General features: G+C 62.7%; 19 protein-coding genes. 3 read left to right on the forward strand and 16 right to left on the reverse strand.

Features of this window, described 5'->3' with window-relative positions; translation table 11 throughout:
• Positions 1-22 precede the first annotated feature (22 nt).
• On the forward strand, positions 23-1,264 hold the full coding sequence (locus FA94_RS02415; RefSeq protein WP_035546405.1) for a cupin domain-containing protein: 1,242 nt from the start codon (positions 23-25) through the stop codon (positions 1,262-1,264).
• 245 nt (positions 1,265-1,509) lie between these two features.
• Positions 1,510-1,785 (forward strand): hypothetical protein, encoded by a 276-nt coding sequence (locus FA94_RS39340; RefSeq protein WP_081935648.1) that lies wholly within the window; start codon positions 1,510-1,512, stop codon positions 1,783-1,785.
• Positions 1,786-1,944: 159 nt separating this feature from the next.
• On the opposite strand, the gene yoaA is transcribed toward FA94_RS39340, so the two are convergent.
• The 3 genes from yoaA to FA94_RS02430 form a co-directional block, all read right to left on the reverse strand.
• Positions 1,945-4,209, reverse strand: a complete 2,265-nt coding sequence (gene yoaA / locus FA94_RS02420) for a DNA repair helicase YoaA (RefSeq protein WP_035546407.1) — start codon at positions 4,207-4,209, stop codon at positions 1,945-1,947.
• Between the two features lie 66 nt (positions 4,210-4,275).
• A complete protein-coding gene (locus FA94_RS02425; protein WP_035546409.1) occupies positions 4,276-4,494 on the reverse strand; it encodes a DUF465 domain-containing protein in 219 nt (72 codons plus the stop codon).
• Between the two features lie 173 nt (positions 4,495-4,667).
• Positions 4,668-5,693 carry a hypothetical protein gene (locus FA94_RS02430; RefSeq protein ID WP_408306847.1) on the reverse strand — a complete coding sequence of 342 codons (1,026 nt, stop codon included), beginning with the start codon at positions 5,691-5,693 and terminating at the stop codon, positions 4,668-4,670.
• Positions 5,694-5,987: 294 nt separating this feature from the next.
• On the opposite strand from FA94_RS02430, the gene FA94_RS02435 reads away from it, so the two are divergent.
• Positions 5,988-8,336 (forward strand): Tex family protein, encoded by a 2,349-nt coding sequence (locus FA94_RS02435; protein ID WP_035546410.1) that lies wholly within the window; start codon positions 5,988-5,990, stop codon positions 8,334-8,336.
• Between the two features lie 92 nt (positions 8,337-8,428).
• On the opposite strand, the gene FA94_RS02440 is transcribed toward FA94_RS02435, so the two are convergent.
• The 13 genes from FA94_RS02440 to hisS all read right to left on the reverse strand — a co-directional run bounded on the left by FA94_RS02440 (position 8,429) and on the right by hisS (position 23,534).
• Positions 8,429-10,315 carry a potassium transporter Kup gene (locus FA94_RS02440; protein WP_035549123.1) on the reverse strand — a complete coding sequence of 629 codons (1,887 nt, stop codon included), beginning with the start codon at positions 10,313-10,315 and terminating at the stop codon, positions 8,429-8,431.
• A 330-nt stretch (positions 10,316-10,645) separates the two neighbouring features.
• The gene (locus FA94_RS02445) at positions 10,646-11,236 is read right to left on the reverse strand and encodes a phosphoribosyltransferase (protein ID WP_035546411.1); all 591 of its coding nucleotides are present in this window, start codon (positions 11,234-11,236) and stop codon (positions 10,646-10,648) included.
• A gap of 3 nt (positions 11,237-11,239) precedes the next feature.
• On the reverse strand, positions 11,240-12,586 hold the full coding sequence (locus FA94_RS02450) for an adenylosuccinate synthase (protein ID WP_035546413.1): 1,347 nt from the start codon (positions 12,584-12,586) through the stop codon (positions 11,240-11,242).
• Positions 12,587-12,811: 225 nt separating this feature from the next.
• A complete protein-coding gene (locus tag FA94_RS02455; protein ID WP_035546414.1) occupies positions 12,812-13,963 on the reverse strand; it encodes an ATP phosphoribosyltransferase regulatory subunit in 1,152 nt (383 codons plus the stop codon).
• A gap of 245 nt (positions 13,964-14,208) precedes the next feature.
• Complete coding sequence (locus FA94_RS02460; protein ID WP_035546416.1) at positions 14,209-14,400, reverse strand: DUF2065 domain-containing protein; 192 nt, start codon at positions 14,398-14,400, stop codon at positions 14,209-14,211.
• A gap of 44 nt (positions 14,401-14,444) precedes the next feature.
• Positions 14,445-15,347: a protease modulator HflC gene (gene hflC, locus FA94_RS02465; RefSeq protein ID WP_035546418.1), complete on the reverse strand. Its 903-nt coding sequence runs from the start codon at positions 15,345-15,347 to the stop codon at positions 14,445-14,447.
• Positions 15,348-15,359: 12 nt separating this feature from the next.
• Entirely contained in the window at positions 15,360-16,769 is a 1,410-nt protein-coding gene (hflK, locus tag FA94_RS02470) for an FtsH protease activity modulator HflK (protein ID WP_035546420.1), read from the reverse strand.
• Between the two features lie 49 nt (positions 16,770-16,818).
• Positions 16,819-17,991 (reverse strand): GTPase HflX, encoded by a 1,173-nt coding sequence (gene hflX / locus FA94_RS02475; RefSeq protein ID WP_035546422.1) that lies wholly within the window; start codon positions 17,989-17,991, stop codon positions 16,819-16,821.
• 74 nt (positions 17,992-18,065) lie between these two features.
• Positions 18,066-18,302 carry an RNA chaperone Hfq gene (hfq, locus tag FA94_RS02480; protein WP_006051315.1) on the reverse strand — a complete coding sequence of 79 codons (237 nt, stop codon included), beginning with the start codon at positions 18,300-18,302 and terminating at the stop codon, positions 18,066-18,068.
• A 153-nt stretch (positions 18,303-18,455) separates the two neighbouring features.
• Positions 18,456-19,793, reverse strand: a complete 1,338-nt coding sequence (gene der, locus FA94_RS02485; RefSeq protein WP_035546423.1) for a ribosome biogenesis GTPase Der — start codon at positions 19,791-19,793, stop codon at positions 18,456-18,458.
• A 475-nt stretch (positions 19,794-20,268) separates the two neighbouring features.
• Positions 20,269-21,414, reverse strand: coding sequence for an outer membrane protein assembly factor BamB (gene bamB, locus FA94_RS02490; RefSeq protein ID WP_035546424.1), 1,146 nt, complete (start codon positions 21,412-21,414; stop codon positions 20,269-20,271).
• 63 nt (positions 21,415-21,477) lie between these two features.
• Positions 21,478-22,107: a YfgM family protein gene (locus tag FA94_RS02495; protein ID WP_035546426.1), complete on the reverse strand. Its 630-nt coding sequence runs from the start codon at positions 22,105-22,107 to the stop codon at positions 21,478-21,480.
• A gap of 77 nt (positions 22,108-22,184) precedes the next feature.
• On the reverse strand, positions 22,185-23,534 hold the full coding sequence (hisS, locus tag FA94_RS02500; RefSeq protein ID WP_035546428.1) for a histidine--tRNA ligase: 1,350 nt from the start codon (positions 23,532-23,534) through the stop codon (positions 22,185-22,187).

A 23,534-nucleotide genomic window follows, 5' to 3' on the forward strand; every position in this document is an offset into this window, starting at 1 on the left:
AGAATACAACTCACATTATACGATGCCCAAGCGGCCCACTGACCACCCGGCCGACATAGCTTCGGCACGAAATTCTTCATCGGCGGCGAAGCCGGTTCTGCCGCCTTCGTCCGATACGCCGACATCGTTGCTCGGCAATCTGACGCCGTCGCAATTCATGCGCCGCTACTGGCAAAAAAAGCCGCTGCTGATCCGTCAGGCGATCCCGAACGTCGAGGCGCCGCTCTCGCGCGACGAATTTTTCGAGCTGGCCGATCAGGACGAAGTCGAAGCCCGTCTGATCACCCATTTTCGCAACAAGTGGCAACTCGAGCACGGCCCGTTCGCGCCGGACGAACTGCCGTCGGTGAAGCAGCGCGCATGGACGTTACTCGTGCAAGGCGTCGATCTTTACGACGACCGTGCCCGCGCGTTGCTCGACCGCTTCCGCTTCGTGCCGGACGCGCGGCTCGACGACCTGATGATCTCGTACGCAAGTGACGGCGGCGGTGTCGGCCCGCACTTCGATTCCTACGATGTGTTTCTTTTGCAAGTAAAAGGTAAGCGCCGCTGGCGTATCAGTGCGCAGAAAGATCTGACACTGCGAGACGGTCTGCCTTTGAAAGTTTTACAGAATTTCCAGGCCGAAGAGGAATGGGTGCTCGAGCCAGGCGACATGCTTTACCTGCCGCCGCACATCGCCCATGACGGCATTGCCGAAGGCGAATGCATGACCTGCTCGATCGGTTTCCGCGCGCCCTCGGCGAGCGAGTTGACCGCGCAGTTCCTCTATCATCTGGCCGAGCGCGGCGAGTCCGCAGGCAGCCCGGTCGCGTTGTACCGCGATCCGCAGCAACCCGCTGTCGAGCGTCCGGCCGAATTGCCCGCGGCGCTGGTCGAAAGGGTTGGATCGATCCTTGCTGGTATCAAATGGAAAGAGCAGGATATTGCCTCGTTCCTTGGCACATACCTCAGCGAACCGAAGCCGAGTGTCGTGTTTGATCCGCCGCAAAGGCCGCTTAATGAAGACCGTTTTATCAGTCGCGCATCAAAGTCAGGCATTCGGCTGAACCGCAAGACTAATTTGTTGTACAACCGCCGTTTTTTCTTCGTAAATGGAGAAGAAACGTTATTTGATGGCGCAAAAAAGTGGTTGATTGACCTCGCTGACCACCGGTGTATGAGTGCGAAACGCTTTGTAACACTCTCACACGATTCGTCGGTGACAGCATTGCTACACGAGTGGTATTGTGCGGGCTGGATAGAAGTGGGCGAGCTCGCGTAACTGTTTGCGCAACTCTTGCTCACCTGCTATACCGTACTTTCAAATTTTGTATGAGAAAGACAACGTATTGACCCCGGATTTATGGATTGTCAGTACGAAAGTGCATATAATTTCCGCCCAAGCCGTAGGGAAGATTCCAGCTCGTTCAAAGAGCTTCTCCACCAACGGCCCAGGTCGGTGTTGGAGCACATTACCGGTTTTATTTTGCGCTGTTGCTTACCTTTAATCCATAAAAGGACGTGATCATGAAGAAATCCCTCCTCGTAGCATCCCTGTTGGCAGCTGTGGCACTGGCTGCATGCAACAAGAGCAACGATCAAGCCGCTGCCCCGGCTAGCGACGCAGCTGCTGCTTCGGCACCGGCTGCTGCAGCTTCGGATTCGGCGATGGCTGCTTCGGGTGCTGCTGCTGCTGCGAGCGACGCTGCTGCTTCGGCTACGACGGCTGCTTCGGACGCAACCGCTGCTGCTTCGGACGCTGCTGCTTCGGCTGCTGCTCCGGCTTCGGGCGCAAGCCAGTAAGCTGTCGCATAGGGTTCGCCTCTGGGCGAATACTGCATCGGGAAATCCCCTCGATTTCCCGGGCAGTAAAGCAAAACGCCACGGATTCACATCCGTGGCGTTTTGTCATTTGGGCGCCGTTTTTTACAACAGCGCCGACTTAATACCGACCGGCATCAACTATTCAGCCGGTGTCGCGCTCTCTTCGAAAAACTCCCGTACGACCTCGATCTCACGGGTGCGCTTGAATGGCGGCAGGCTCTGCCATATACGGCGCCCATACGGTTTGTCGACGAGACGCGTGTCGCAGATCATCAGCACGCCGCGATCGGTCTCAGCGCGAATCAGACGGCCTGCGCCCTGCTTCAGCGTGATCACGGCTTGCGGCAATTGATGCACGGCGAACGGGCTCAAGCCTTTCTTCGTCAACGCGTCGAGACGCGCGGACAACACCGGGTCGTCGGGCGGCGCGAACGGCAGCTTGTCGATCACCACCAGCGACAGCGCGTCGCCGCGCACGTCGACACCTTCCCAGAAACTCTGACTGCCCACCAGAATCGCATTGCCGTACGAGCGGAAACGGTCGAGCAATTCGGTGCGGCTCGCATCGCCCTGCACGAGCAGCGGATAGTCCCAACCACGCGTTTCGATCGTGTCGCGCAATCTGGTCGAGATGCGGTCCACCGCGCGCAGCGTCGTGCACAGCATGAAGACGCCGCCGCCCGATGCTTCGATCGCGGGCAAGGCAGCGTCGAACACGGCGTCGGTGAACATCGGCGAGGACGGCTGCGGCAGATTGCGCGGCACGTACAGCAGCCCTTGCGTCGGATAGTCGAAGGGACTGGGCAGCGTCATCGAGCGCCTGGCGTTCAGCCCCATCTGCGCGGCATAGTGCGTGAAGTCGCCGCGCACCGACAACGTGGCCGACGTGAAGATCCATGCACGCGGCACGCCGGCGCGCTGCTTTGCGAAGATCGGCGCGACCGACAGCGGCGTTTCGTGCAACTGCACGGTATGCGAGAAGACTTCGATCCAGCGCACCTTTTCATTCGGATCGGCGCGTTCGCTTTTGCCGTCGGCCGAAGCGCCTTGAGCCGCATTGTCAGCCGCTGCGCGTTCGGTTTCGGTGGGCGGCGTGGTCCAGCCGGCGAGCACGCCTTGCAGCTCGCGTGCGCGGCGCAGACACGCGCCTATCGATTCGGCGCGCTCGGCCTGGCTCGCGAGCGCCGAGGTCAATGCATCGAGTTCGGTTTCGAGCGTTTCGAGCGCGGCAAACAGCGGATGGTCGTCGGGCAACTGCCCGATCGACAAACGCACCGAGTCTTCCTTGAACGCGAGCCGCACGTCGCGCGCCGCGCGTTCGAGCGTCGAGCCGAGCTTCACCCAGTCAACAGTTTCGCGCGCATGGCCCAGGCCTTCCGCGACAGAATCGCGGGCCAGTTCGAGAAACTGCGTGGTGGACAGCGTTTCGCCGAAAAACAGCGTGGCGGTTTCCGGCAACTGATGCGCTTCGTCGAAAATGACCGTATTGGCAGTGGGCAGCAACTCGGCCATGCCGGTATCGCGCAACATGATGTCGGCGAAAAACAGATGGTGATTCACCACCACGATATCCGCCTGCTGCGCCTCACGGCGCGCCTGCATGACGAAGCAATCCTTGTAGTGCGGGCACTCCTGGCCGAGACAGTTTTCGCGCGTCGACGTCACCATCGACCACACCGCCGCCGTTTCCGGCACGCTCGCGAGTTCGGCCTTGTCGCCGGTGCGCGTGATCTTCGCGAAGCGCACGATGTCCTGCAGATACGAGGTTTCCTGACGCGACGGCAGACGGCCGTTGTCCGCCGTACGCTGCAGATAGTAGTGGCACAGGTAGTTCGCGCGCCCCTTGAGCATGGCGACCGACACCGGCACCGCGAGCGCGTCGCGCACGGTCGGAATGTCGCGCTGAAAGAGCTGGTCCTGCAAGTGCTTGGTACCGGTGGAGACGATCACCTTGCCGCCCCACAACATGGCCGGCACGAGGTACGCGTAGGTCTTGCCGGTGCCGGTGCCCGCTTCGACGATCAGCGTGTTTTCGCTGCCGTCGAGGCTGCTCGCTTCGTCGCTTTCGACAGCGGCCGCCTCGGTGCCTGACGGCGCACCGAGCCGCCGCGCCGGACGCTTCTGCGCCTCGAACATCGCGGGTTCGGGCATGGCGCGGCCCGACGCTTCCATCGCCGCGGCAACCGCGCGCGACATCTCGATCTGCGACGCGCGCGACCGATAGCCGTCGATCTGCCTCGCCAGTAAACCGTTTTCGGCGAAGATCTCGTCCAGCTCGGCGGCCCGGCGCGGATTCAATGACGCGCTCAGTGCGGACGCGGCCGCGCGCGGCGCCGGCGTACCGGTTGCCGATGCGGCGTCGCCCGAGGCGGCGCGGGGTGAAGGTTCAAGCGATGAATTCAAGGCAAGCGTTCCTGCAAAGTCCGGCTCGCGCGGCGCGCGCCCGGCGCTTCTTGCCAGGCCGCGAACTCAGGCGCGTGTGTCGGGTTCGAGCTGCAATTGCAGCAAGATGATGGTGTCCTTGACTTTGAGTTTGCGCTTTTTCAGGCGCTGCAACTCGAAGTCGTCGATGCCGGGCTCATCCGACATTCGGTCGATCAAACGATCGAGCCCACTGTGCTCCGATTCCAGTTGCAGAATACGGTCGCGAAGTGTGTTCGCGTCGATGACGTGATGTTGATCGCGCATGCTCGCCTCCTCTCGTCGACGGCACGAACCGCGTGTGCGGCTCGATGCCTGAGGTTGCTGTCCGGCTTAAAACGCGTTACGGCGACTGCGACGCCGGCTCCGGTCAGCTATTGCGACTGCGAACCGGCCCGAGGCATTACAGCAAGCAAACACGGTGCTCAACGACAGCACACTTACTGTTGCTCCTGTTGCAGTTTCTGCTGTTGTTCGAGTTCCTGCTGCTGTTTCAACTGATCTTGACGTTTCTGCTCGGCTTTCTCGGCCGCCTGCTTCTGACGCGACTCGACGTCGGCTTTGTGCTGCGCCGCGTCAGTCTGTTTCTTCTCGAAGCTCTGCTGTTTCTCGACGCGCTCCTGCGCCTTTTGCGCGCCCTGCTGATGGGCTTCGTCGAGCTTGCGCTGGAAGTCGCCCTGCTTCTGATCGTACGCCTGCTGATTGGCGGCTGCCTGCGACGGACTCACCCCGCGCTGCGCCTGATCCAGCGCGTGCTGGCGCTGCTTGTCCTGATACGCCTGCGCATTGGCGCTGCGCTGCGGCGCCTCGGCGGTGCGCTGCGCCTGATCGAGTTGATGCTGACGCTGCTTGTCCTGGTACGCCTGGGTGTTGCGGGCGTCGTCGGCGGCGCGCTGCGGGGCGCTCGCTTCGTCTTGCGCGCGTTTGATCGCGGCCTGCTCGTCACGCTCGCGGGCGCGCTGTGCGCGCTGCTCGCCGTCGAGCGCCAACTGTTCCTTGCGGATGTCGGCCTGCACGACGCGCATGCTGTCGCGCGCCTTGTTCAGGCAATAGTTGACGAAGAACTTGCTATAGCAGTCGTGTTCGGCGACTCCGTAGCGGTAGTTGTTTTCGTCGCTGCGCTGATCCAGCACCTTCTGGCGCGCGTCGAACGCATTGTCTTGCGCCGCGATGCTGGCGGTGCTGTCTGAGTTGCCGGTGTTCATGCCGCCGCTTGCATCCACCGCCCGAGCATCCGACGCGGCCGACCCAGCCGCCGTGGCGCTGCTGCCCATCATGGGCGCCGAAGCCTGCCCAGCGGTCTGCGCCATGGCCGGCGCGGACAGCCCCAGCGCAACGGCCAGCACGCCCGCTGCGCACGACGCGGCGAACACTCCGTTGGGAACGGGCACGGACTTGAACACGGAGCGCGTTACCCGCGTGAGCGACACGAGCGGCGAACGCGAAAACAGCGGCGATTGTGGCAAGCGAGAGACCAAGCGGGAGCCCAGGCAGTTGAGGGACAAGGAGATCGGCAACGTCGTAGGAGGTCAACGGAACATGCCCGAAATTCTATCACCCTGCGGTTGAGCCCTTTGGCATTTATGGCAAAATGCCCCGCTCTAGCAACCTGGTCGCAGCGCGCACGCCCGGCGTGCTTCACGGCATGCTGCACGGCGTGACCCACACCGTGCAGCATGTGCCCGAGGTGGCTCACTCCGTGCCCCAACGGGTCATCAGCGCGCGGCCTTAGACTGAGTCCGCAGGAACACCAAGACCTTATGACGGAAAACGTAGCACTCAAGATCGTACAGCGCATCGCCGCCGAACTGTCCGTCCAGCCGCGCCAGGTCGCGGCCGCGGTGCAACTTCTCGACGAAGGAGCGACTGTTCCGTTCATCGCCCGCTACCGTAAGGAAGTGACCGACAATCTCGACGACACGCAACTGCGTAATCTCGAGGAACGCCTGCTGTATCTGCGCGAGCTGGAAGACCGGCGCGCGGCGATCATCGCCAGCATCGACGAACAGGGCAAGCTCACCGACGAGCTGCGCGGCGCGATCGAAGGCGCGGACAGCAAGCAGGTGCTGGAAGACCTGTATCTCCCGTACAAGCCGAAGCGCCGCACGCGCGCGCAGATCGCCCGCGAAGCCGGCTTGCAGCCGCTCGCGGACGCGCTGCTGGCCAATCCCCTGCTCGACCCGCAAACCGAAGCCGCCGCCTACGTGGACGCCGAGAAAGGCGTCGCCGACGTGAAGGGCGCGCTCGACGGCGCGCGCGACATTCTGTCGGAACAGTTCGGCGAAACCGCCGATCTGCTCGGCAAGCTGCGCGATTACCTGTTCAACCAGGGCGTGCTGTCGTCGAAAGTGGTCGAGGGTAAAGAAAACGCGGAAGAAGAGAAATTCCGCGATTACTACGACTACGCGGAAACCATCCGGACCGTGCCGTCGCATCGCGCGCTGGCGCTGTTCCGCGGCCGCAATGCGGGCGTGCTGATGGTCAAGCTCGGTCTCAGCGAAGAACTCGACGCGCTGGTGCCGCATCCGGGCGAAGCGCTGATCGCGCGTCATTTCGGCATAGCCAATCAGAACCGGCCGGCCGACAAATGGCTCTCCGACGTGTGCCGCTGGTGCTGGCGCGTGAAGGTGCAGCCGCACATCGAAAACGAACTGCTCACCAACCTGCGCGACGAAGCCGAGCACGAAGCGATTCGCGTGTTCGCACGCAATCTGAAGGATCTGCTGCTGGCCGCGCCCGCGGGCCCGAAGGCCGTGATCGGTCTCGATCCGGGCATGCGCACCGGCGTGAAGGTGGCCGTGGTCGATCGGACCGGCAAGGTGCTCGCCACCGACGTGATCTATCCGCACGAGCCGCGCCGCGACTGGGACGGCTCGATCGCCAAACTCGCGCGCCTCTGCGCGCAGACCCAGGCCGAGCTGATCAGTATCGGCAACGGCACGGCGTCGCGTGAAACGGACAAGCTCGCGAGCGAACTGATCGCGCGGCATCCGGAATTCAAGCTGCAGAAAATCGTGGTGTCGGAAGCCGGTGCATCGGTGTACTCGGCGTCCGAGATCGCGGCGAAGGAATTTCCGGACATGGACGTGACGCTGCGCGGCGCGGTGTCGATCGCGCGCCGTCTGCAGGATCCGCTCGCGGAACTCGTGAAGATCGAGCCGAAGGCGATCGGCGTCGGCCAGTATCAGCACGACGTGAATCAGCGCGAGCTGGCGCGCTCGCTGGACGCGGTCGTCGAAGACTGCGTGAACGCGGTCGGCGTCGACGCGAATACCGCGTCGGTCGCGCTGCTCGCGCGCGTGTCGGGATTGAACGCGACGCTGGCGCGCAATATCGTCGACTATCGCGATGCAAACGGGCCGTTCCCGTCGCGCGAACATCTGCGCAAGGTGCCGCGTCTGGGCGACAAGACGTTCGAGCAGGCCGCCGGCTTCCTGCGCATCAACAACGGCGACAATCCGCTCGACCGCTCGTCGGTTCACCCGGAAGCGTATCCCGTCGTCGAACGGATGCTGGCGAAGATCAGCAAGCATGTCGGTGAAGTGCTGGGCAATCGCGACGCGTTGCGCGGCCTGTCGCCGGCGGAATTCGTCGACGAACGTTTCGGCTTGCCGACCGTGCGCGACATTCTGCTCGAGCTCGAAAAGCCGGGCCGCGATCCGCGTCCGGAGTTCAAGACCGCGACCTTCCGCGAAGGCGTCGAGAAGGTCAGCGATCTGACGCCGGGCATGGTGCTCGAAGGCGTCGTGACGAACGTGGCGGCATTCGGTGCGTTCATCGACATCGGCGTGCATCAGGACGGTCTGGTGCACGTGTCGGCGCTGTCGACGAAGTTCATCAAGGACCCGCATGAAGTCGTCAAGGCCGGCCAGATCGTCAAGGTGAAGGTGCTGGAAGTCGACGTGAAGCGTCAGCGTATCGCGCTGACCATGCGACTGGACGATGAGTTCGGTGCGGCCGCGGTCCGCAGCGGTGGCGGCGCGCAGCAGGATCGTGGCGGCGCGGCGCGCTCGGGCGGCGGTGGACGCGGCGCGCAGCAACAGCGCTCGCGTGAACCGGAAGCCGGCGGCGCAATGGCGGCGGCGTTCGCGAAGCTGAAACAGAAGTAAATGCAAAAAGCCCACGCAATGCGTGGGCTTTTTGTTTTTCGAGGCGCTCCGGCTCCGCTCAAGCGAAGCGCCCGACAACGCACACGGCGTTGTCAAATCTCGATCTTCGTCCCCAACTCCACCACCCGGTTGGCCGGAATGCTGAAGAAGTCCGTCGGCTTCGCGGCGTTCTGATGCATCCACGCGAAGACCCGTTCGCGCCACACCGACATGCCCGGCAATTGCGTCGGCACCACCGTCTCGCGCGCGAGGAAAAACGACGTGTCCATCAACTCGAACGTCATGTCATTCGTGCGGCCGACCTCTTGCAGCACCGCCTTCACGTCCGGCGTTTCATTGAACCCGTAGACCGCCTTGACGAGATACAGACCACCGTCGATATCCTTCACCGTCACACGTTCCGATTCATTCACGTACGGAATGTCGCGCGTCACGAAGGTCAGGAAGATGGTGCGTTCATGCAGCACCTTGTTGTGCTTCAGATTGTGCAGCAAGCTCACCGGCACCAGCGAATCGCTGCCGGTCAGATAGATCGCCGTACCCGACACGCGATGCGGCGGATGCGCGAGCAGCCCCTGCAGGAACGGCATCAGCGGAATACCGTCGGCGGCCGTGCGTTCCTTGACGATCATCCTGCCCTTGAACCAGGTCATCAGCAGGAAGAACAGCAGCGCGCCGATGCCGAGCGGCAACCAGCCGCCCTCCGCGACCTTCAGCAGATTGGCGCCGAAAAAGCCCAGATCGACCGCCATGAACACGCCGATGATCAGCGCCACCAGCAGCTTGTTCCAGTTCCACACCTTCACCATCACGACGCAGGCGAGGATCGTGGTGATCACCATCGTGGCCGTCACCGCAATACCGTACGCAGCGGCGAGATTGTCCGAACTCTTGAAGGCGATCACGATGCACAGAATGATGAACAGCAGCATCCAGTTCACCACCGGCACATAGATCTGGCCGATCGCCAGGTCTGACGTGTGCAGGATCTTCATGCGCGGTACATAGCCGAGCTGGATCGCCTGGCTCGTCAGCGAATACGCGCCCGAAATCACGGCCTGCGAAGCGATCACGGTCGCCACCGTCGACAGCACGACGAGCGGCAACAGCGCCCAGTCCGGCGCGAGCAGGAAGAAGGGATTTTCAATCGCTTTCGGGTCGTGCATCAGCAGCGCGCCCTGGCCGAAGTAGTTCAGCACCAGCGACGGCATCACCAGCACGTACCACGCCATCCGGATCGGCTTCGCACCGAAGTGGCCCATGTCGGCGTACAGCGCCTCGGCACCGGTCAGCACCAGTACGACCGAGCCGAGCACCACATAGGCCTGCAGCACGTGCGCGGCCATGAAGGTGTACGCGTAGTACGGGTTGAGCGCGCGAATCACGTTCGGCGCCTGAACGATGTGCCACAGGCCGAGTGCGGCGATCACCACGAACCACAGCACCATGATCGGCCCGAACAGGCGACCGACGGTGGCCGTGCCGTGCCGCTGAATCCAGAACAGCAGCACGAGAATCACCATGGTGAGCGGCAGCACCAGATGCGACAGATTGGGCGCGGCGATCTCCAGACCTTCGACGGCCGAGATCACCGAGATGGCCGGTGTGATCACCGCATCGCCATAAAACATGCAGGCGCCGAAGATGCCGAGCATCATCAGCACGCCGGCCATTTTCGACTTCTGGTCGATGGAGCGTAGCGCCAGCGCCATCAGCGCGAGCACGCCGCCTTCGCCGTTATTGTCCGCGCGCATCACGAACAACACGTACTTGATGCCGACCACGATCACGATCGCCCAGAACAGCAGCGAGATCACACCGAGGATGGATTGGTCGGTTAGCGGAATGCCATGCGAGGGGCTGAAAGCCTCTTTCAGCGAGTACAACGGGCTCGTGCCGATATCACCGAACACCACCCCGATCGCGGCAATGGCGAGGGACGGCAGAGGCTGTTTGTGCACGTGATTGTTATCTGTCATAAACGCGAGGAAATCCGTTCCCTGAGCGGAAAAAACGACCGCCATTCTAAACTGCCGGCATGGCGCCGCCCGGCTTGTTGTGGATACACCACGTGGCTGGTCCGCGCAGTGTAGCACTGCGGTATGGGCGCGTCTGCCGTGCAAGGTGTTTCGTTTGAAGCGCGAGTTCGCGCTTTGCCGGACGTGGTGTCGACGGTGCGTTCGGGACGCGCAAATAAAAAAACGGAGTCCGTTGGGACTCCGTTTTGCGTTACTACACGGGATAAAACCGGGCCAAAGCCAGCACAACGCGCTGGCTCCGAAGCGACAGTTCGGGCGCCGAAGCGGGCATCACTGCCCCGACGACTCCTGCGCTTGCGCCATGCCGCGCTTGATCCACGCGCCGAGGTTATGCGGACGCACCGTGTCCCATTCCTCGAACGGCTGATGAATCCACGGATTGGTAGGCAGATACTGCACGCTGTAGTCGGGCTTCACCTTCGAGCAGCCCTTGTACCAGAGCACCGCCGAACGCACCGCGGTGATCGCCGGATAGCGTTCCTTCAGATGCTGCTGAACCCGCGCCAGCGTCACGCCCGAATCGACCAGGTCGTCAACCAGCAGCACGTTGCCGTGCAACTCGCCGCGCGTCATGGTGATGTATTGCGCGATGTCGAGATCGCCCTGCTCCGTGCCGGCCGCTTCTCGATACGAACTCGTGGCGAGAATTGCCAGCGGCAGATCGTAAATGCGCGAGAGTTGGTCGCCCACGCGCAAACCGCCGCGCGCGAGGCACAGGATCTTGTCGAACTTCCATCCCGACTCATGCACCTGCAGCGCCAGCAGTTCGATCAGCCGGTGATATTCGTCCCAGCCGACCCACAGGTTCTTGTCGTCGTTGCGCGGGTCTTTCATCGCAATCATGGGTACACCTTGAACCATCGCTTAAACCTTGAACGGATGACGCAACAGAATGGTCTCGTCGCGATCCGGACCGGTCGACACCATGTCGATCGGAATACCCGCGACTTCCTGCACACGCGACAGATATGCGCGCGCATTCGCCGGCAGCTTGTCCCATTCCTTGATGCCAACCGTGCTTTCCCTCCAGCCCGCGAAGGTTTCGTACACCGGCTCGCAACGCGCGACTTCCGACGCTCCGCGCGGCAGCAGGTCGACCGACTGACCGTCGACCGTGTAGCCGACGCACAGCTTCACTTCGGCGAGACCGTCGAGCACGTCGAGCTTGGTCATGCACAGACCCGACACACCGTTGATCTGGATCGAGCGGCGCAGCGCGGCGGCGTCGAGCCAGCCGGTGCGGCGCGGACGGCCGGTGACCGAGCCGAATTCCTTGCCGACCGTGGCCAGTTCGAGGCCGATCGCTTCCTGACGGGCGGCGTTGTCCGCGTCGTACAGTTCGCTCGGGAACGGGCCCGAACCGACGCGCGTGCAATACGCCTTGGTGATCCCGAGAATGTAGTTCAGCTTTTGCGGACCGACGCCGGCGCCCGCGGTGGCGGCGCCCGCCACGCAGTTGCTCGACGTGACGTACGGATACGTGCCGTGGTCGATGTCGAGCAGCGTGCCTTGCGCGCCTTCAAACAGTAGATTGCTGCCGGCGGCGTTCGCGTCGTACAGACGGCGCGACACGTCGGTGACCATCGGCTTCAGACGGTCGGCATAGCTCAGCATCGTGTCGAGCGTTTGCTGGAAGTCGACAGCCGCGACGCCCAGGTATTGCGTCAACACAAAGTTGTGATAGTCGAGGTTTTCACGCAGACGTTCGGCGAAGATTTCCGGCTCGAACAGGTCCTGCACGCGCAAGCCGCGACGCGCCACCTTGTCTTCGTAAGCCGGGCCGATGCCGCGGCCGGTGGTGCCGATCTTGCTCGCGCCACGGCGCGCTTCGCGGCCCTGGTCGATGGCAATGTGATACGGCAGGATCAGGGTGGTGGCTTCGGAAATGAAGAGGCGATTCTGAACATCGACCCCGGCGGCTTCGAGCTCGCCGATTTCCTTGAACAGAGCTTCCGGCGACAACACGACGCCATTGCCGATGTAGCACGCGACACCGGGATGCATGATGCCCGACGGAATCAGACGCAAGATCGTTTTCTTGCCGCCGATGATAAGCGTGTGACCGGCATTGTGACCGCCCTGGAAGCGAACGACGCCTTGAGCGTGGTCCGTCAACCAGTCGACGATCTTGCCCTTGCCTTCATCACCCCATTGGGTCCCCACGACGACGACGTTACGCCCGGGGTTCACATTCACTGCGCTGGCAGACATGTTGTTTCGTAAGCTGGTTAAAAACGTATTCTACCTATGTTCGCGGAACCTTCCGAATTTTTCCGTTTCCGCTCAACGGTATGCACGTTATGGTGGGTATATCAAAAACAGCGCGGCGGATGACCGCGCCGGGAGTCCGGCGACACTTTGGACGCCTTCTGAGTTGCGCTGAGGTGAGACCTCAGGCGGGTCCGACGAAGCGCGCGTGAGCGCGCCGCAACGCGCTCACGCGCGCGGTTCGACGACCCATGCGCCGTTGTGCTCGACCAACACGCGATCGAAAGCGAATTCATCGAGATCGTGTTCATGACCCGGCAGCGCCTGGATCACGACTTCGCCGGCATCGCGCAATGCGGCGACGCTGACGCGCAGCGCGTCGTCGTGCTGCCAAGGCGCGAGGATCGCGCTGCTGCGTGCTTCGACCGGCGAGATCCGCGCCACTTCACGCAGATCGAGCGAAAAACCGGTTGCCGCGCGCGCACGACCATAAGCCTGCCCGACGTGGTCATAACGGCCGCCGCGCGCCACCGCGTTCGGCACACCGTCCACGTACGCGGAGAACATCACGCCGCTGTGGTACGCATAGCCACGCAGATCCGCCAGATCGATCATCACTTCGGCGCCATCCACCTGGCTCGCGAGGAACGCGAGGTCGTCGAGCGCGCGCGAAATGGCCGGCGCGTTCGGCAAACGGGCACGCGCTTCTGCGAGCACCGACGCGTCGCCGTACAGCGCGGGCAGCGCGCGCAACGCGTCGCGCGTGACCGGCGTGAGATTCGCGGTCAGCTCGACGAGGCGCGGCACGTCCTTGCCGGCCAGCGCATCGTAGAGCGACTGGCCCAACTCCGCCGCGGCCGGTTCCGCTTCGATCAGCGCGGCCAGCACGCCGGCGTGGCACAGGTCGAGCCGCACTTTCGCGAGGCCGGCCAGACGCAGCGCGTCGAGCATCAGTTGCTGGATTTCAAGGTCGGCTTCGAGGCCGGCGTGACCGTAGATTTCCGCGCCGATCTGGATCTGCTCACGCGTGGCATGCAGGCCGCGCGGCCGTGTATGCGCGACGTTGCCCGCATAGCAAAGACGCGTCACGCCCTGACGGTTCAGCAAGTGCGCGTCGATACGTGCGACCTGCGGCGTGATGTCGGCGCGCAGACCGAGCGTGCGCCCGGACAACTGATCGACCAGCTTGAAGGTGCGCAGATTCAGATCGTGCCCACCGCCGGTCAGCAGCGACTCGATGTATTCGAGCAGCGGCGGCATGACCATCTCGTAGCCGTACGAGCGGAAACGGTCCAGCAGATGGCGCCGCAGTTCTTCGATCTTGCGGGCTTCCGACGGCAGGACGTCGGCAATATTCTCGGGAAGTAACCAGGTCGACATCGATACAGTCCTACGACGTTGAACACGGCGACTGGGTGCGCCGGTAAGTGAATGTGAATGGCGGGCGGCGGCTCGATTCTGGCGGCTATCGCAGGCGTGGGTGCAGCCCGCGACAGGCATTTTCGGCCAGCGTACCGACTGATCGAGTCGGCAGGCCGGTGTCCGCGAAGCAAGGACGCGGTCACGACACGGCGAGCGCACAGCGCGCCTAAACCTTCTGCGCCTGCTTCGCCGGACGGACCGCTTCAGGTCACGATAAACAGCAGGATCAGCCCAAGCGCCATCACGATCAGCCCGCCGACGCGAATCTGATGCGGCGGGCGTTCCGCTATTTTACGGAACGTGTCGCGCCAGGCGCTCGGAAAAACGAAGGGAAACATCCCCTCGATAATCAGCATCAACGCAATCGCGAGCAGTAACGAGCCGGCTATATCCATGCGAATCAAGAGGCCGCGATGCGGATGCCGCGGCCTTCCGGTTATCAGTGTTTGCGCGGGACCGCGGGAGCGTCCGGGGCAGTGCCGCCGGTCGGGCTACGCATGAAGCGGAAGAACTCGCTGCTCGGGTCGACCACGATCACATCGCCCGGTTTGAAGGTGTTCTTGTACGCCTGCATGCTTTGATAGAACTGGTAGAACTGCGGGTCGGCGCCATACGCTTCAGCAGCGATCTCCGCGGCTTTCGCATCGCCCTCGCCCTTGATGGTCTGCGCCTGACGGTAACCGTCCGCGAGAATCGCCTGCTGCTGGCCCACCGCTTCCGCCTTGATCTGGTCGGCTTCGGCAGCGCCCTTGGCGCGCTCGTCGGCCGCGATCTGCTCGCGGGCGGTGATCATCCGCTTGTAGACCGAGTCGGCCATGGTTGCCGGAAAATCGACGCGCGTCAGTTGCACGTCGACGACCGACACACCCAGCGAAGCCGCGGCCTTGTCCATCGCGCTACGTGCTTCGTCGGCGACGGCTTGCTGTTTGGCCAGCGCGTCGGACAGCGTGACCTTGCCGAACGCGTCGCCGAGCGCGCTGCGCGACAGCAGCGCCAGACGGTCCGGCAGGCTTTGCACGTCGCCCCTGGTTTCGGCGATCAGCTTCAGCGGATCGGTGACACGATATTTGACGACCGGATTGGCCAGCAGATCGGTTTTGTCGGACGTGACGTAACGGTCTTCGTCCGGCGCGTCGAGCGACTGGATGCGGTTATCGACCAGCGTGACGGTTTGCAGTGGCGGCGGCAGTTTGACGTGCAGGCCCGGGCCGAGCAGCGTCGGTGCCGAGTCGCCATGCGACGACAACACCGCCATATGCCGCTGATCGACAACGAATACCGTTGACGACGCCGCGAACAGCACGATGACGACAGCCACGACGAGCGCAATGATCTTGTTCATGTTGTGCGCTCCTTATTGAACGTCGTCTTCGCGCATACGGCTGCGGAAGGAGTCGCGTGAACGCAGCGCATCGCTGCTGGCTGCGGCCTGGCTGGCGGGCGTCGCGGCGACGGCAGCGGCGGGCGCGGAGGCCACGCTGCCCGGCGCGGCGGCCGACGGAGCAACCGACGGCGCGGCAGAAGGCGAAGTGGCACTACCCGCCCCTTGCGATGCGGCAGCCGGCGAAGCGCCCGACGCAGCGGCCGCGGCGTCGGCCACCCGCTGGCGGGTCTGCTCGACTAGCTTGTCGAGCGGCAGATACAGCACGTTATTGCCGCTCTTGCTGTCCACAAACACCTTGGTCGTATTCGAATAGATCTGCTGCATGGTTTCCAGGTACATGCGCTCGCGAATCACAGCGGGCGCTTTCGAGTACTGCGCGTAGACCTGCTTGAAGCGCTCGGCGTCGCCTTGCGCCTGAGCGACGGTTTTGTCGCTGTAGGTTTTCGCCTCGTCGATCTGACGCGCCACGTCGGCTTGCGCGCGCGGGAGCAGATCCGCCGCATAGGCCTGCGCTTCACGTTTGGCGCGATCGTTTTCCTGACGCACCTTGGCGGCGTCGTCGAACGCGGCCTGCACCTGGTCGGGCACCTGCACACCCTGAATCGTCACGCCGGTCACCGCGAGGCCCGACTGATATTCATCCAGGGATTGCTGGATCGACGCCATCAGTTGCTGGCGAATCGTTTCGCGATCCTGATCGAGAACCTCGCTGGTGCTGCGCGCACCGACGATACTGCGCACCGCCGCCTGGGCGGCCTGCATCACGCTCTGATCGGGATCGGTGCTGCGGAACAGATAGTCCGTCGGCTTGCGCACCTGGTACTGGACCGCGAAGCGCACGTCGACGATATCCGCGTCGTGCGTGAGCATCGACGCGTCTTTCACATTGGCGAGACGCACCACGTTGTTGCGGCCGATCTCGACCTGACGGATCTGGCCGATATTGACGAGCTCATGCGCTTCGAACGGATACGGCAGACGCCAATGCACACCCTGCCCCGCGGTGTAGCGATACTTGCCGAATTGCATCACGACGCCGGCTTGTCCGTCCTGCACGACGAACACACCGCTGCCGAGATAAACAGCCACCAGCACGCCGATCACGATGCCCACGCCGATCCGTGCGCCGCGGCCATTATCCGGCCGGCCACCGCCTGTACCGCCGCCCTTGCGGCCGAACACGCGGCTCAGACGACGGTTGAAATCACGCCACATTTCGTCGAGATCGGGCGGACCTTCGCCATCTTTGCTCGGAGGACGCTTGGGTTCATTCGGCCGTTGCCGGTCGCCATTGCCGTCGCCCCGGCCCCAGCGCGGATCGTTCAGTGAAAGCATGGCGCGCATGCGCAGCCAGATACTCCGCTCGTTGTAATCGTTCACCTGTGTTCGTTCACCAGAGTAGACAGCGGGTCAGTGCAATTGGAACGGGTCAGTGCCCGAGTTCTGGGACCTTGCGGTCGTCGCGTGGGGCTGCCGACCGGTCTTCTTCCGACAGATCGAGATGCGTGTCGGGAAGAGGTTCGGCAGTAGCGATCTCAGCGATAGCAGCGCGCAATGTATCCAGACCTTGCCCCGTGCGCGCGCTCAAAAAGACGCGCGAAATATTACCATACTCATCCCGCTCAACCGCGTCGCCACGGGCCGCCAACTCCGGCACCGCGTCGATCTTGTTGAACACCAGCACCTGACGGACGTTGTCCGCGCCGATGGCGTGCAACACCTCGTTCACCTGATCGATCTGATCGAGGCGCACCGCGCTCGACGCGTCGACCACATGCAACAGCAGGTCGGCGTGAATGGTTTCCTCGAGCGTGGCGCGGAATGCCGCCACCAGTTGGTGAGGCAATTCACGGATGAAGCCGACCGTATCGGACACCACCACCTGCCCCGCTTCATCGCCCAGATAGACGCGCCGCGAGGTGGTATCCAGCGTTGCGAACAACTGGTCGGCGGCGTAGGCCTGGGCCTTCGTGAGCGCGTTGAACAGCGTGGATTTACCAGCGTTCGTATAGCCGACCAGCGATACCGACATGGTCTGATTACGGCTGCGCGCGCGGCGCTGCGTGCCATGCTGACGACGCAATTTTTCGAGCCGCGTCTTGAGCGCCTTGATGCGCTCGCCGATCAAACGGCGGTCGGTTTCGAGCTGCGTTTCACCAGGACCGCGCAAACCGATACCGCCTTTTTGCCGCTCGAGGTGGGTCCATGCGCGGATTAGCCGCGTCGACAGATACTGCAACTGCGCGAGCTCCACCTGCAGCTTGCCTTCGTGGCTGCGGGCGCGTTGCGCAAAAATGTCGAGGATCAGGCTGGTGCGATCGATCACGCGCCGATTAAGCGCTTGCTCCAGATTGCGCTGCTGCGCAGGCGCCAGAGCATGATTGAAAATGACGAGTTCGATGTCGTTCGCCTCACACGCGAGACGCAGTTCTTCGGCTTTACCGCTACCGACGAACATCTTCGCGTCCGGACTGGAACGGCGCCCGGTGAGGGTGACTAAGGGATTCGCGCCCGCGCTTTGCGCGAGCAGGCTGAGTTCTTCCAGGCTGGCTTCGAAATCGATCTTACCGAAGTCGATGCCGACAAGCGCTGCATTGATCAAATTGGAGGGTATCAAAATTGAGGCGGCCGGGAGTGATCGCCAACGGGCGACGCTACGCCGGCCGCGACGAGGGGTTAGGACTGTTCGGAATCCGGGTGGAAATTCACCGGACGGGCAGGCACGACCGTGGAGATTGCGTGCTTGTAGACCATCTGGGTGACCGTATTCCGGAGCAACACGACGTACTGGTCGAACGATTCGATGTTCCCTTGAAGCTTGATGCCGTTGACCAGGTAGATCGACACCGGCACATGCTCTTTACGCAGTGCGTTCAAAAACGGGTCTTGTAACAATTGCCCTTTGTTGCTCATAGCAAACTCCGTATTTTTTTGCAGGTTGACTGAATTGACGACGAAGAAAAAGAGATCCGCCGTCAACCGCTACACTATAGCCGATTTTCATTTTTGCGCGACGGGCCTGGCCAGGCGGCCAAACCCAGTACACACGCGGCTTTCAGCCTAAGTTCAGCCTTTGTCCGCGTAAGGGTTCGTCGACGATCTGAACTCTATGCGCAATGGAGTCCCAATCAGCTTGAAAGTTTCCCGGAAGCGGTTTTCGAGGTAGCGTTTATACGTGTCGGTGATCGCGTCGAGCGCGTTGCCGTGAATCACGATGAGCGGCGGGTTCTGTCCGCCCTGGTGCGCATAGCGCAGTTTCGGACGCACCGGACCGCGACGACGCGGTTGCTGGAACTCCACGGCCTCGATCAACGCGCGCGTGAGCTTCGGCGTCGGCAGCTTGGCCATCGCAGCCTTGTACGCGTCGTCCACCGAGCGCATCAGCGGGCCAATCCCCGTGTTTTCCGTCGCGGAAATGAAGTGGAATTTGGCAAAGTCGAGAAATTTTAGTTTGCGCTCGAGGTCCGCCTTGGTGCGCTCGCGTACATGCGAATCGAGTCCGTCCCACTTGTTCACGCCCACCACCAGCGCGCGGCCTTGCTCGACCACGAAGCCGGCAATGTGCGCGTCCTGTTCGGAGATGTCCTGGCGCGCGTCGAGCAGCAGGATCACGACGTTCGCGTCGGAGATCGACTGCAGCGTTTTCACCACCGAGAACTTCTCGATCGCCTCGAACACTTTGCCGCGACGGCGCAGGCCGGCCGTGTCGATCAGCGTGTACGGTTTGCCCTGGCGTTCGAAGTCGACGTAGATCGAATCGCGCGTGGTGCCGGGCATGTCGAACGCAATCACGCGTTCTTCGCCGACCAGTGAATTGATCAACGTCGACTTGCCCACGTTCGGGCGGCCGACGATCGCGATCTTCACGCCATGCGCCGCTTTCTCTTCGTCGCTCTCTTCCGGCTGGCCGGCGTACGCGACCTCGAGCGCTTCGTTGATCATTTCGGTCACGCCGTCGCCGTGCGCGGACGAAATTGCGCGCGGGTCGCCGAGGCCGAGTTCGTAGAAGTCGGCGGCGACGTTGCTGTACTTCATCCCCTCCGCCTTGTTGACGACGAGGAAAATCGGCCGGCCGACCTTGCGCAGGTAATCGGCGATGGTCTTGTCCTGCGGCGCAAGGCCGTTACGACCGTCGCAGATGAACACGACGATGTCCGATTCCTCGACCGCCTGGCGGGTTTGACGCGCCATCTCGTGCATGATGCCTTCTTTCGCGACCGGCTCGAAGCCGCCGGTATCGACGACCAGATACGGCCGGTCGCCAGCGCGCCCTTCGCCATAGTGGCGATCGCGGGTGAGACCGGGCAGGTCGGCAACCAGCGCGTCACGCGAACGCGTGAGCCGGTTGAATAGCGTGGATTTCCCCACATTGGGGCGCCCGACGAGGGCAATAACGGGTTTCATCAGATGTTGTTCACGGTGAAACGCGGGATCGAAATCGACCGCCCGCGTAGCGACGCCATGCGGCCGCTACACGGCAGCGTTTGACGAAAATTATCACGAATTCGACCGGCCCCGGATACGCTGTCAATTTGCGCACCCGGGCGGACGGGAGTTTGGCTGGTTGGGGCGGCGCTAATGGGCCGCCAGGTTCAGTCTTTCCTGCTCGACGGCTCGCACGCCTGGGAGCTGACGGTGCTCTGCGAAATCTCTGACGACCTGCGGAGCAACCGCCGACGGTGGCGCCGCAAGCAGCCACCGATGGCCACGCACGCGATGCCTCTGCGGCGCGTTGACCATTTCCTGATCCGACTTGCCGGACCAGCCAGTCCGGCGCGATTCTTCTACTTGCTCTACGACTCGAGTTCTACAGAAACGCGCACGGCCGGCAAAGCCGGCCTGCGCGCTGAACGGCAACTTCGCCGACTTGCCTGCGCGCTTAGCGCGGGCGGTAGCCGTACAGATCGCCGTCGTGCGTCAACACGACCAGCGTGTCGCCGGCCAACACCGGCGCCGCGGTGATCGGGCTGCCGTCGGTCTTCACACGGGCGACGAGCGTGCCGTCGTCGCGCGACAGGAAGTGCACGTAACCCTGATAGTCGCCCAGCACAGCGGCGCGGCCCAGCAGGTACGGCACGCTGAGTTCGCGATTCTTCAGCTTGTCGTTCTTCCACAGCGGCGCGCCGCTGGTGACGTCGAACGCCGAGACGACCGACCAGTCGTCAGCCGCGACGACCGCGCGATCGTCCTGCGCCAGACCGCTCGTGCTCGAGAAGGCTTTTTCCCACAGCGCCCGGCCCGAGTTCGCGTCGAAACAGCCAATCTGGCCCTGGAACGTCACCGCGCAGGTTTCCGAACCGACCAGCGTGGGCGGACCGGTCACGTCGTTGATGCGCTCCACTTCCGTCACGCCCTTCGGATACGACACCGGCGTCTGCCAGTAGTTGTCGCCGGTTTGCAGATTGATCGCCGCGAATGAGCCGCCCGGGAAACCGGCCAGCACCGCCGCGTCGCCCGCGAACGTCATACCCGACGACACCCGCAGATTGAGCGGCACCGCGCGGTTGCGATAGTTCCACTTCTGCTCGCCGGTTTGCGCGTTGAACGCGACGATCTGACCGTCGACCGTACGCACCACGACGAGGCCATTGCCGACTAGCGGCGGCGAGATGATTTCGCCCGGCGCTTTAGCGGTCCACAGCTGCTTGCCGTCCGCGCCGAGCACGTAGACATCACCCTTCAGACCGCCGACCGCAGCCAGCGTACCGTCGCTACCGACGCCCGCCGACAGGTCGTCGTGCAACTTGACGCGCCAGATGTCTTTGCCGGTTTGCGCGTCGATCTTCGCGACCGAACCGTTTGCGCCCGCCGCGTACACCGCGTTGCCGACCGCGACCGGCGAGAACAGGTAACGGCCCGCCTTGCCCACGCTTGCCTTCCAGGCCTGCTGCACGTCGAGCACGGGTTTGAACTCGGTCAGCGGCGTCGGCACGCGGCGTTCGTCTTTCGTGGATGAGCAAGCCGCCAGGGTGAGCACGGTCATCGCACAGGCAACGGGCACAGCGTAACGTTTCAGCAGATTCATCGGTGGACGAAGCATTCAGGAAATGGATTAAAGGAGACCGGTTGGTCGTAGCATGCGGCGCAATCAGCCGCCCAGTGCATCCAGCTTGAACTGGATCAACTGACGTGCCGAGCTATCGGTTTTCGACAGCGTGTCGAGCGCGAGCTTGTAGGCCGTGCGTGCATCGTCACGCTTGCCCTGGGCGGCCAGCAGGTCGCCACGGCCATTCGCCACGAGACCCTTGAAGGCGTCGGACTGCGGTTCGGCGAGCAGCGCCAGGCCCTGGTCGTAAGCCTTGTCGTCGAGCAGCAGCGAAGCAAGGTGCAACCTGGCGATCTGCTTGAACTCGTCGTCTTTCGCGTGATCGATGGTCCATTGCAACTGGGCCTTCGCACCGGCTTCGTCGCCCGCGGTGTACAGCGCCTTGGCCGCGCCCAACGCGGTCATCTGCGCATATGCGGTGCCGCTGAACTTGTCTTCCATGTCGGTGGCGACGCGCGTGACCTTCGCCTTGTCGCCCGAGGCCACTGCTTGCTGAACCTGGTCATATAGCACGGCAGCTTCCGCCGCCTGGCGCCGCTGCCAGAAATTCCAGCCGTTCCAGCCGGCAGCCGCAACCAGGACCACCAGCACGATCCATGTGGTTGCATTGCCCCATTGCGTCCACCATGCCTTCAGACTTTCTATCGATTCTTGTTCGTCGTGGTAACTCATCGCCCGGCGATTTCCTCTTTCTTGATACGTGTGCTTGTCGAGCCAATCAGGAGCCAATGGGCTCGACGACATCGCGATCAGTCGTCGCCGTCTTCGGCGGTTGCAACCATCGCATTGATTAGAAATTCGGTCAAGTCTTCGGCGGGCACGTTCTGTTGCTCGCTCTTACCGCCGTTAGCCGCGCCGTTGCTCGTGTCGCGTAGTGCTTTGACGCCGACCGTACCGTTCGCGATTTCGTCTTCGCCGAGCACCACCGCGAAGGCGGCGCCGCTTGAATCCGCGCGCTTCATCTGCGATTTGAAGCTGGCGGTTTGACCGTCGGCGCTGCAATGCAGAATGACGTCGAGACCCGTATCACGCAAACGTTCGGCGATGATGAAGGCCTGCTCGCGCGCCGCATCGCCCTGATGGACGACATAGACGTCGCAACCTTCGTCGTCCGGCACAAGCTGATCTTCTTTCAGCAACTCGAGAATCCGTTCGACGCCCATTGCCCAACCGCACGCGCCGGTCGGCTTGCCGCCGAGCTGTTCGATCAGCGGATCGTAACGGCCGCCAGCGGCAACGGTGCCTTGCGCGCCCAGCTTGTCGGTCACCCACTCGAACACGGTCAGATTGTAATAATCGAGACCGCGCACCAGACGCGGATTGATCTTGAACGGAATGTTGTTCGCTTTCAGAATGCGCTGCAGCCCCTCGAAGTGCGCGAGCGACTCTTCGCCGAGAAAATCGATCAGTTTCGGCGCGTTCTGCGCGACTTCCTGCATGGCCGGATTCTTCGTATCCAGCACGCGCAGCGGGTTCGTGTACAAACGACGTTTCGCTTCTTCGTCGAGCACGTCCATGTGCTTTTCGAGGTAGGCGATCAGTTCGACGCGATGCGCCGCGCGTTCATGCGCCAGACCCAGCGAGTTGAGTTCGAGCTTGATGCCCATCAAGCCGAGGTCGTCCCACAGACGCTGACACATCATGATGATTTCAGCGTCGGCGTCCGGGCCGGCAAAGCCCAGCGCTTCCACGCCCACCTGATGGAACTGGCGATAACGGCCGCGCTGCGGGCGCTCGTGGCGGAACATCGGACCGACGTACCACAGGCGCTTCGGGCCGTCGTACAGCATGTTGTGTTCGATCGCCGCGCGCACCACGGCCGCGGTGTTTTCCGGGCGCATGGTCAGGTTCTCGCCGTTCAGCGCGTCGGTAAAGCTGTACATCTCTTTTTCGACGATGTCTGTCACCTCACCGATACCGCGCTTGAACAGCTGCGTATGCTCGACGATCGGCGTACGGATATTCTGGTATCCGTACGAACGCAGCATCGACTTGACGGTCATTTCAAAAAATTCCCACAGCCCGGCTTCCTGCGGAAGGATGTCGTTCATGCCCTTCACGCCGGACAACTTTTCGAGCTTTTTCTTCTGTTCAGTCAT

The sequence above is a fragment of the Burkholderia sp. 9120 genome (assembly GCF_000745015.1).
In the GTDB taxonomy this organism is placed as follows: Bacteria; Pseudomonadota; Gammaproteobacteria; order Burkholderiales; family Burkholderiaceae; genus Paraburkholderia.

Excerpts from the sequence above, each read along its gene's own strand:
- FA94_RS02440 (WP_035549123.1), bottom strand. The coding sequence starts at position 10,315 with ATGACAGATAACAATCACGTGCACAAACAGCCTCTGCCGTCCCTCGCC.
- FA94_RS02455 (WP_035546414.1), bottom strand. The coding sequence starts at position 13,963 with ATGTCGACCTGGTTACTTCCCGAGAATATTGCCGACGTCCTGCCGTCG.
- FA94_RS39340 (WP_081935648.1), top strand. The coding sequence starts at position 1,510 with ATGAAGAAATCCCTCCTCGTAGCATCCCTGTTGGCAGCTGTGGCACTG.
- bamB (WP_035546424.1), bottom strand. The coding sequence starts at position 21,414 with ATGAATCTGCTGAAACGTTACGCTGTGCCCGTTGCCTGTGCGATGACC.
- FA94_RS02415 (WP_035546405.1), top strand. The coding sequence starts at position 23 with ATGCCCAAGCGGCCCACTGACCACCCGGCCGACATAGCTTCGGCACGA.
- FA94_RS02435 (WP_035546410.1), top strand. The coding sequence starts at position 5,988 with ATGACGGAAAACGTAGCACTCAAGATCGTACAGCGCATCGCCGCCGAA.
- FA94_RS02450 (WP_035546413.1), bottom strand. The coding sequence starts at position 12,586 with ATGTCTGCCAGCGCAGTGAATGTGAACCCCGGGCGTAACGTCGTCGTC.
- FA94_RS02445 (WP_035546411.1), bottom strand. The coding sequence starts at position 11,236 with ATGGTTCAAGGTGTACCCATGATTGCGATGAAAGACCCGCGCAACGAC.
- hfq (WP_006051315.1), bottom strand. The coding sequence starts at position 18,302 with ATGAGCAACAAAGGGCAATTGTTACAAGACCCGTTTTTGAACGCACTG.
- der (WP_035546423.1), bottom strand. The coding sequence starts at position 19,793 with ATGAAACCCGTTATTGCCCTCGTCGGGCGCCCCAATGTGGGGAAATCC.
- FA94_RS02495 (WP_035546426.1), bottom strand. The coding sequence starts at position 22,107 with ATGAGTTACCACGACGAACAAGAATCGATAGAAAGTCTGAAGGCATGG.
- hisS (WP_035546428.1), bottom strand. The coding sequence starts at position 23,534 with ATGACTGAACAGAAGAAAAAGCTCGAAAAGTTGTCCGGCGTGAAGGGC.
- FA94_RS02460 (WP_035546416.1), bottom strand. The coding sequence starts at position 14,400 with ATGGATATAGCCGGCTCGTTACTGCTCGCGATTGCGTTGATGCTGATT.
- hflC (WP_035546418.1), bottom strand. The coding sequence starts at position 15,347 with ATGAACAAGATCATTGCGCTCGTCGTGGCTGTCGTCATCGTGCTGTTC.
- FA94_RS02425 (WP_035546409.1), bottom strand. The coding sequence starts at position 4,494 with ATGCGCGATCAACATCACGTCATCGACGCGAACACACTTCGCGACCGT.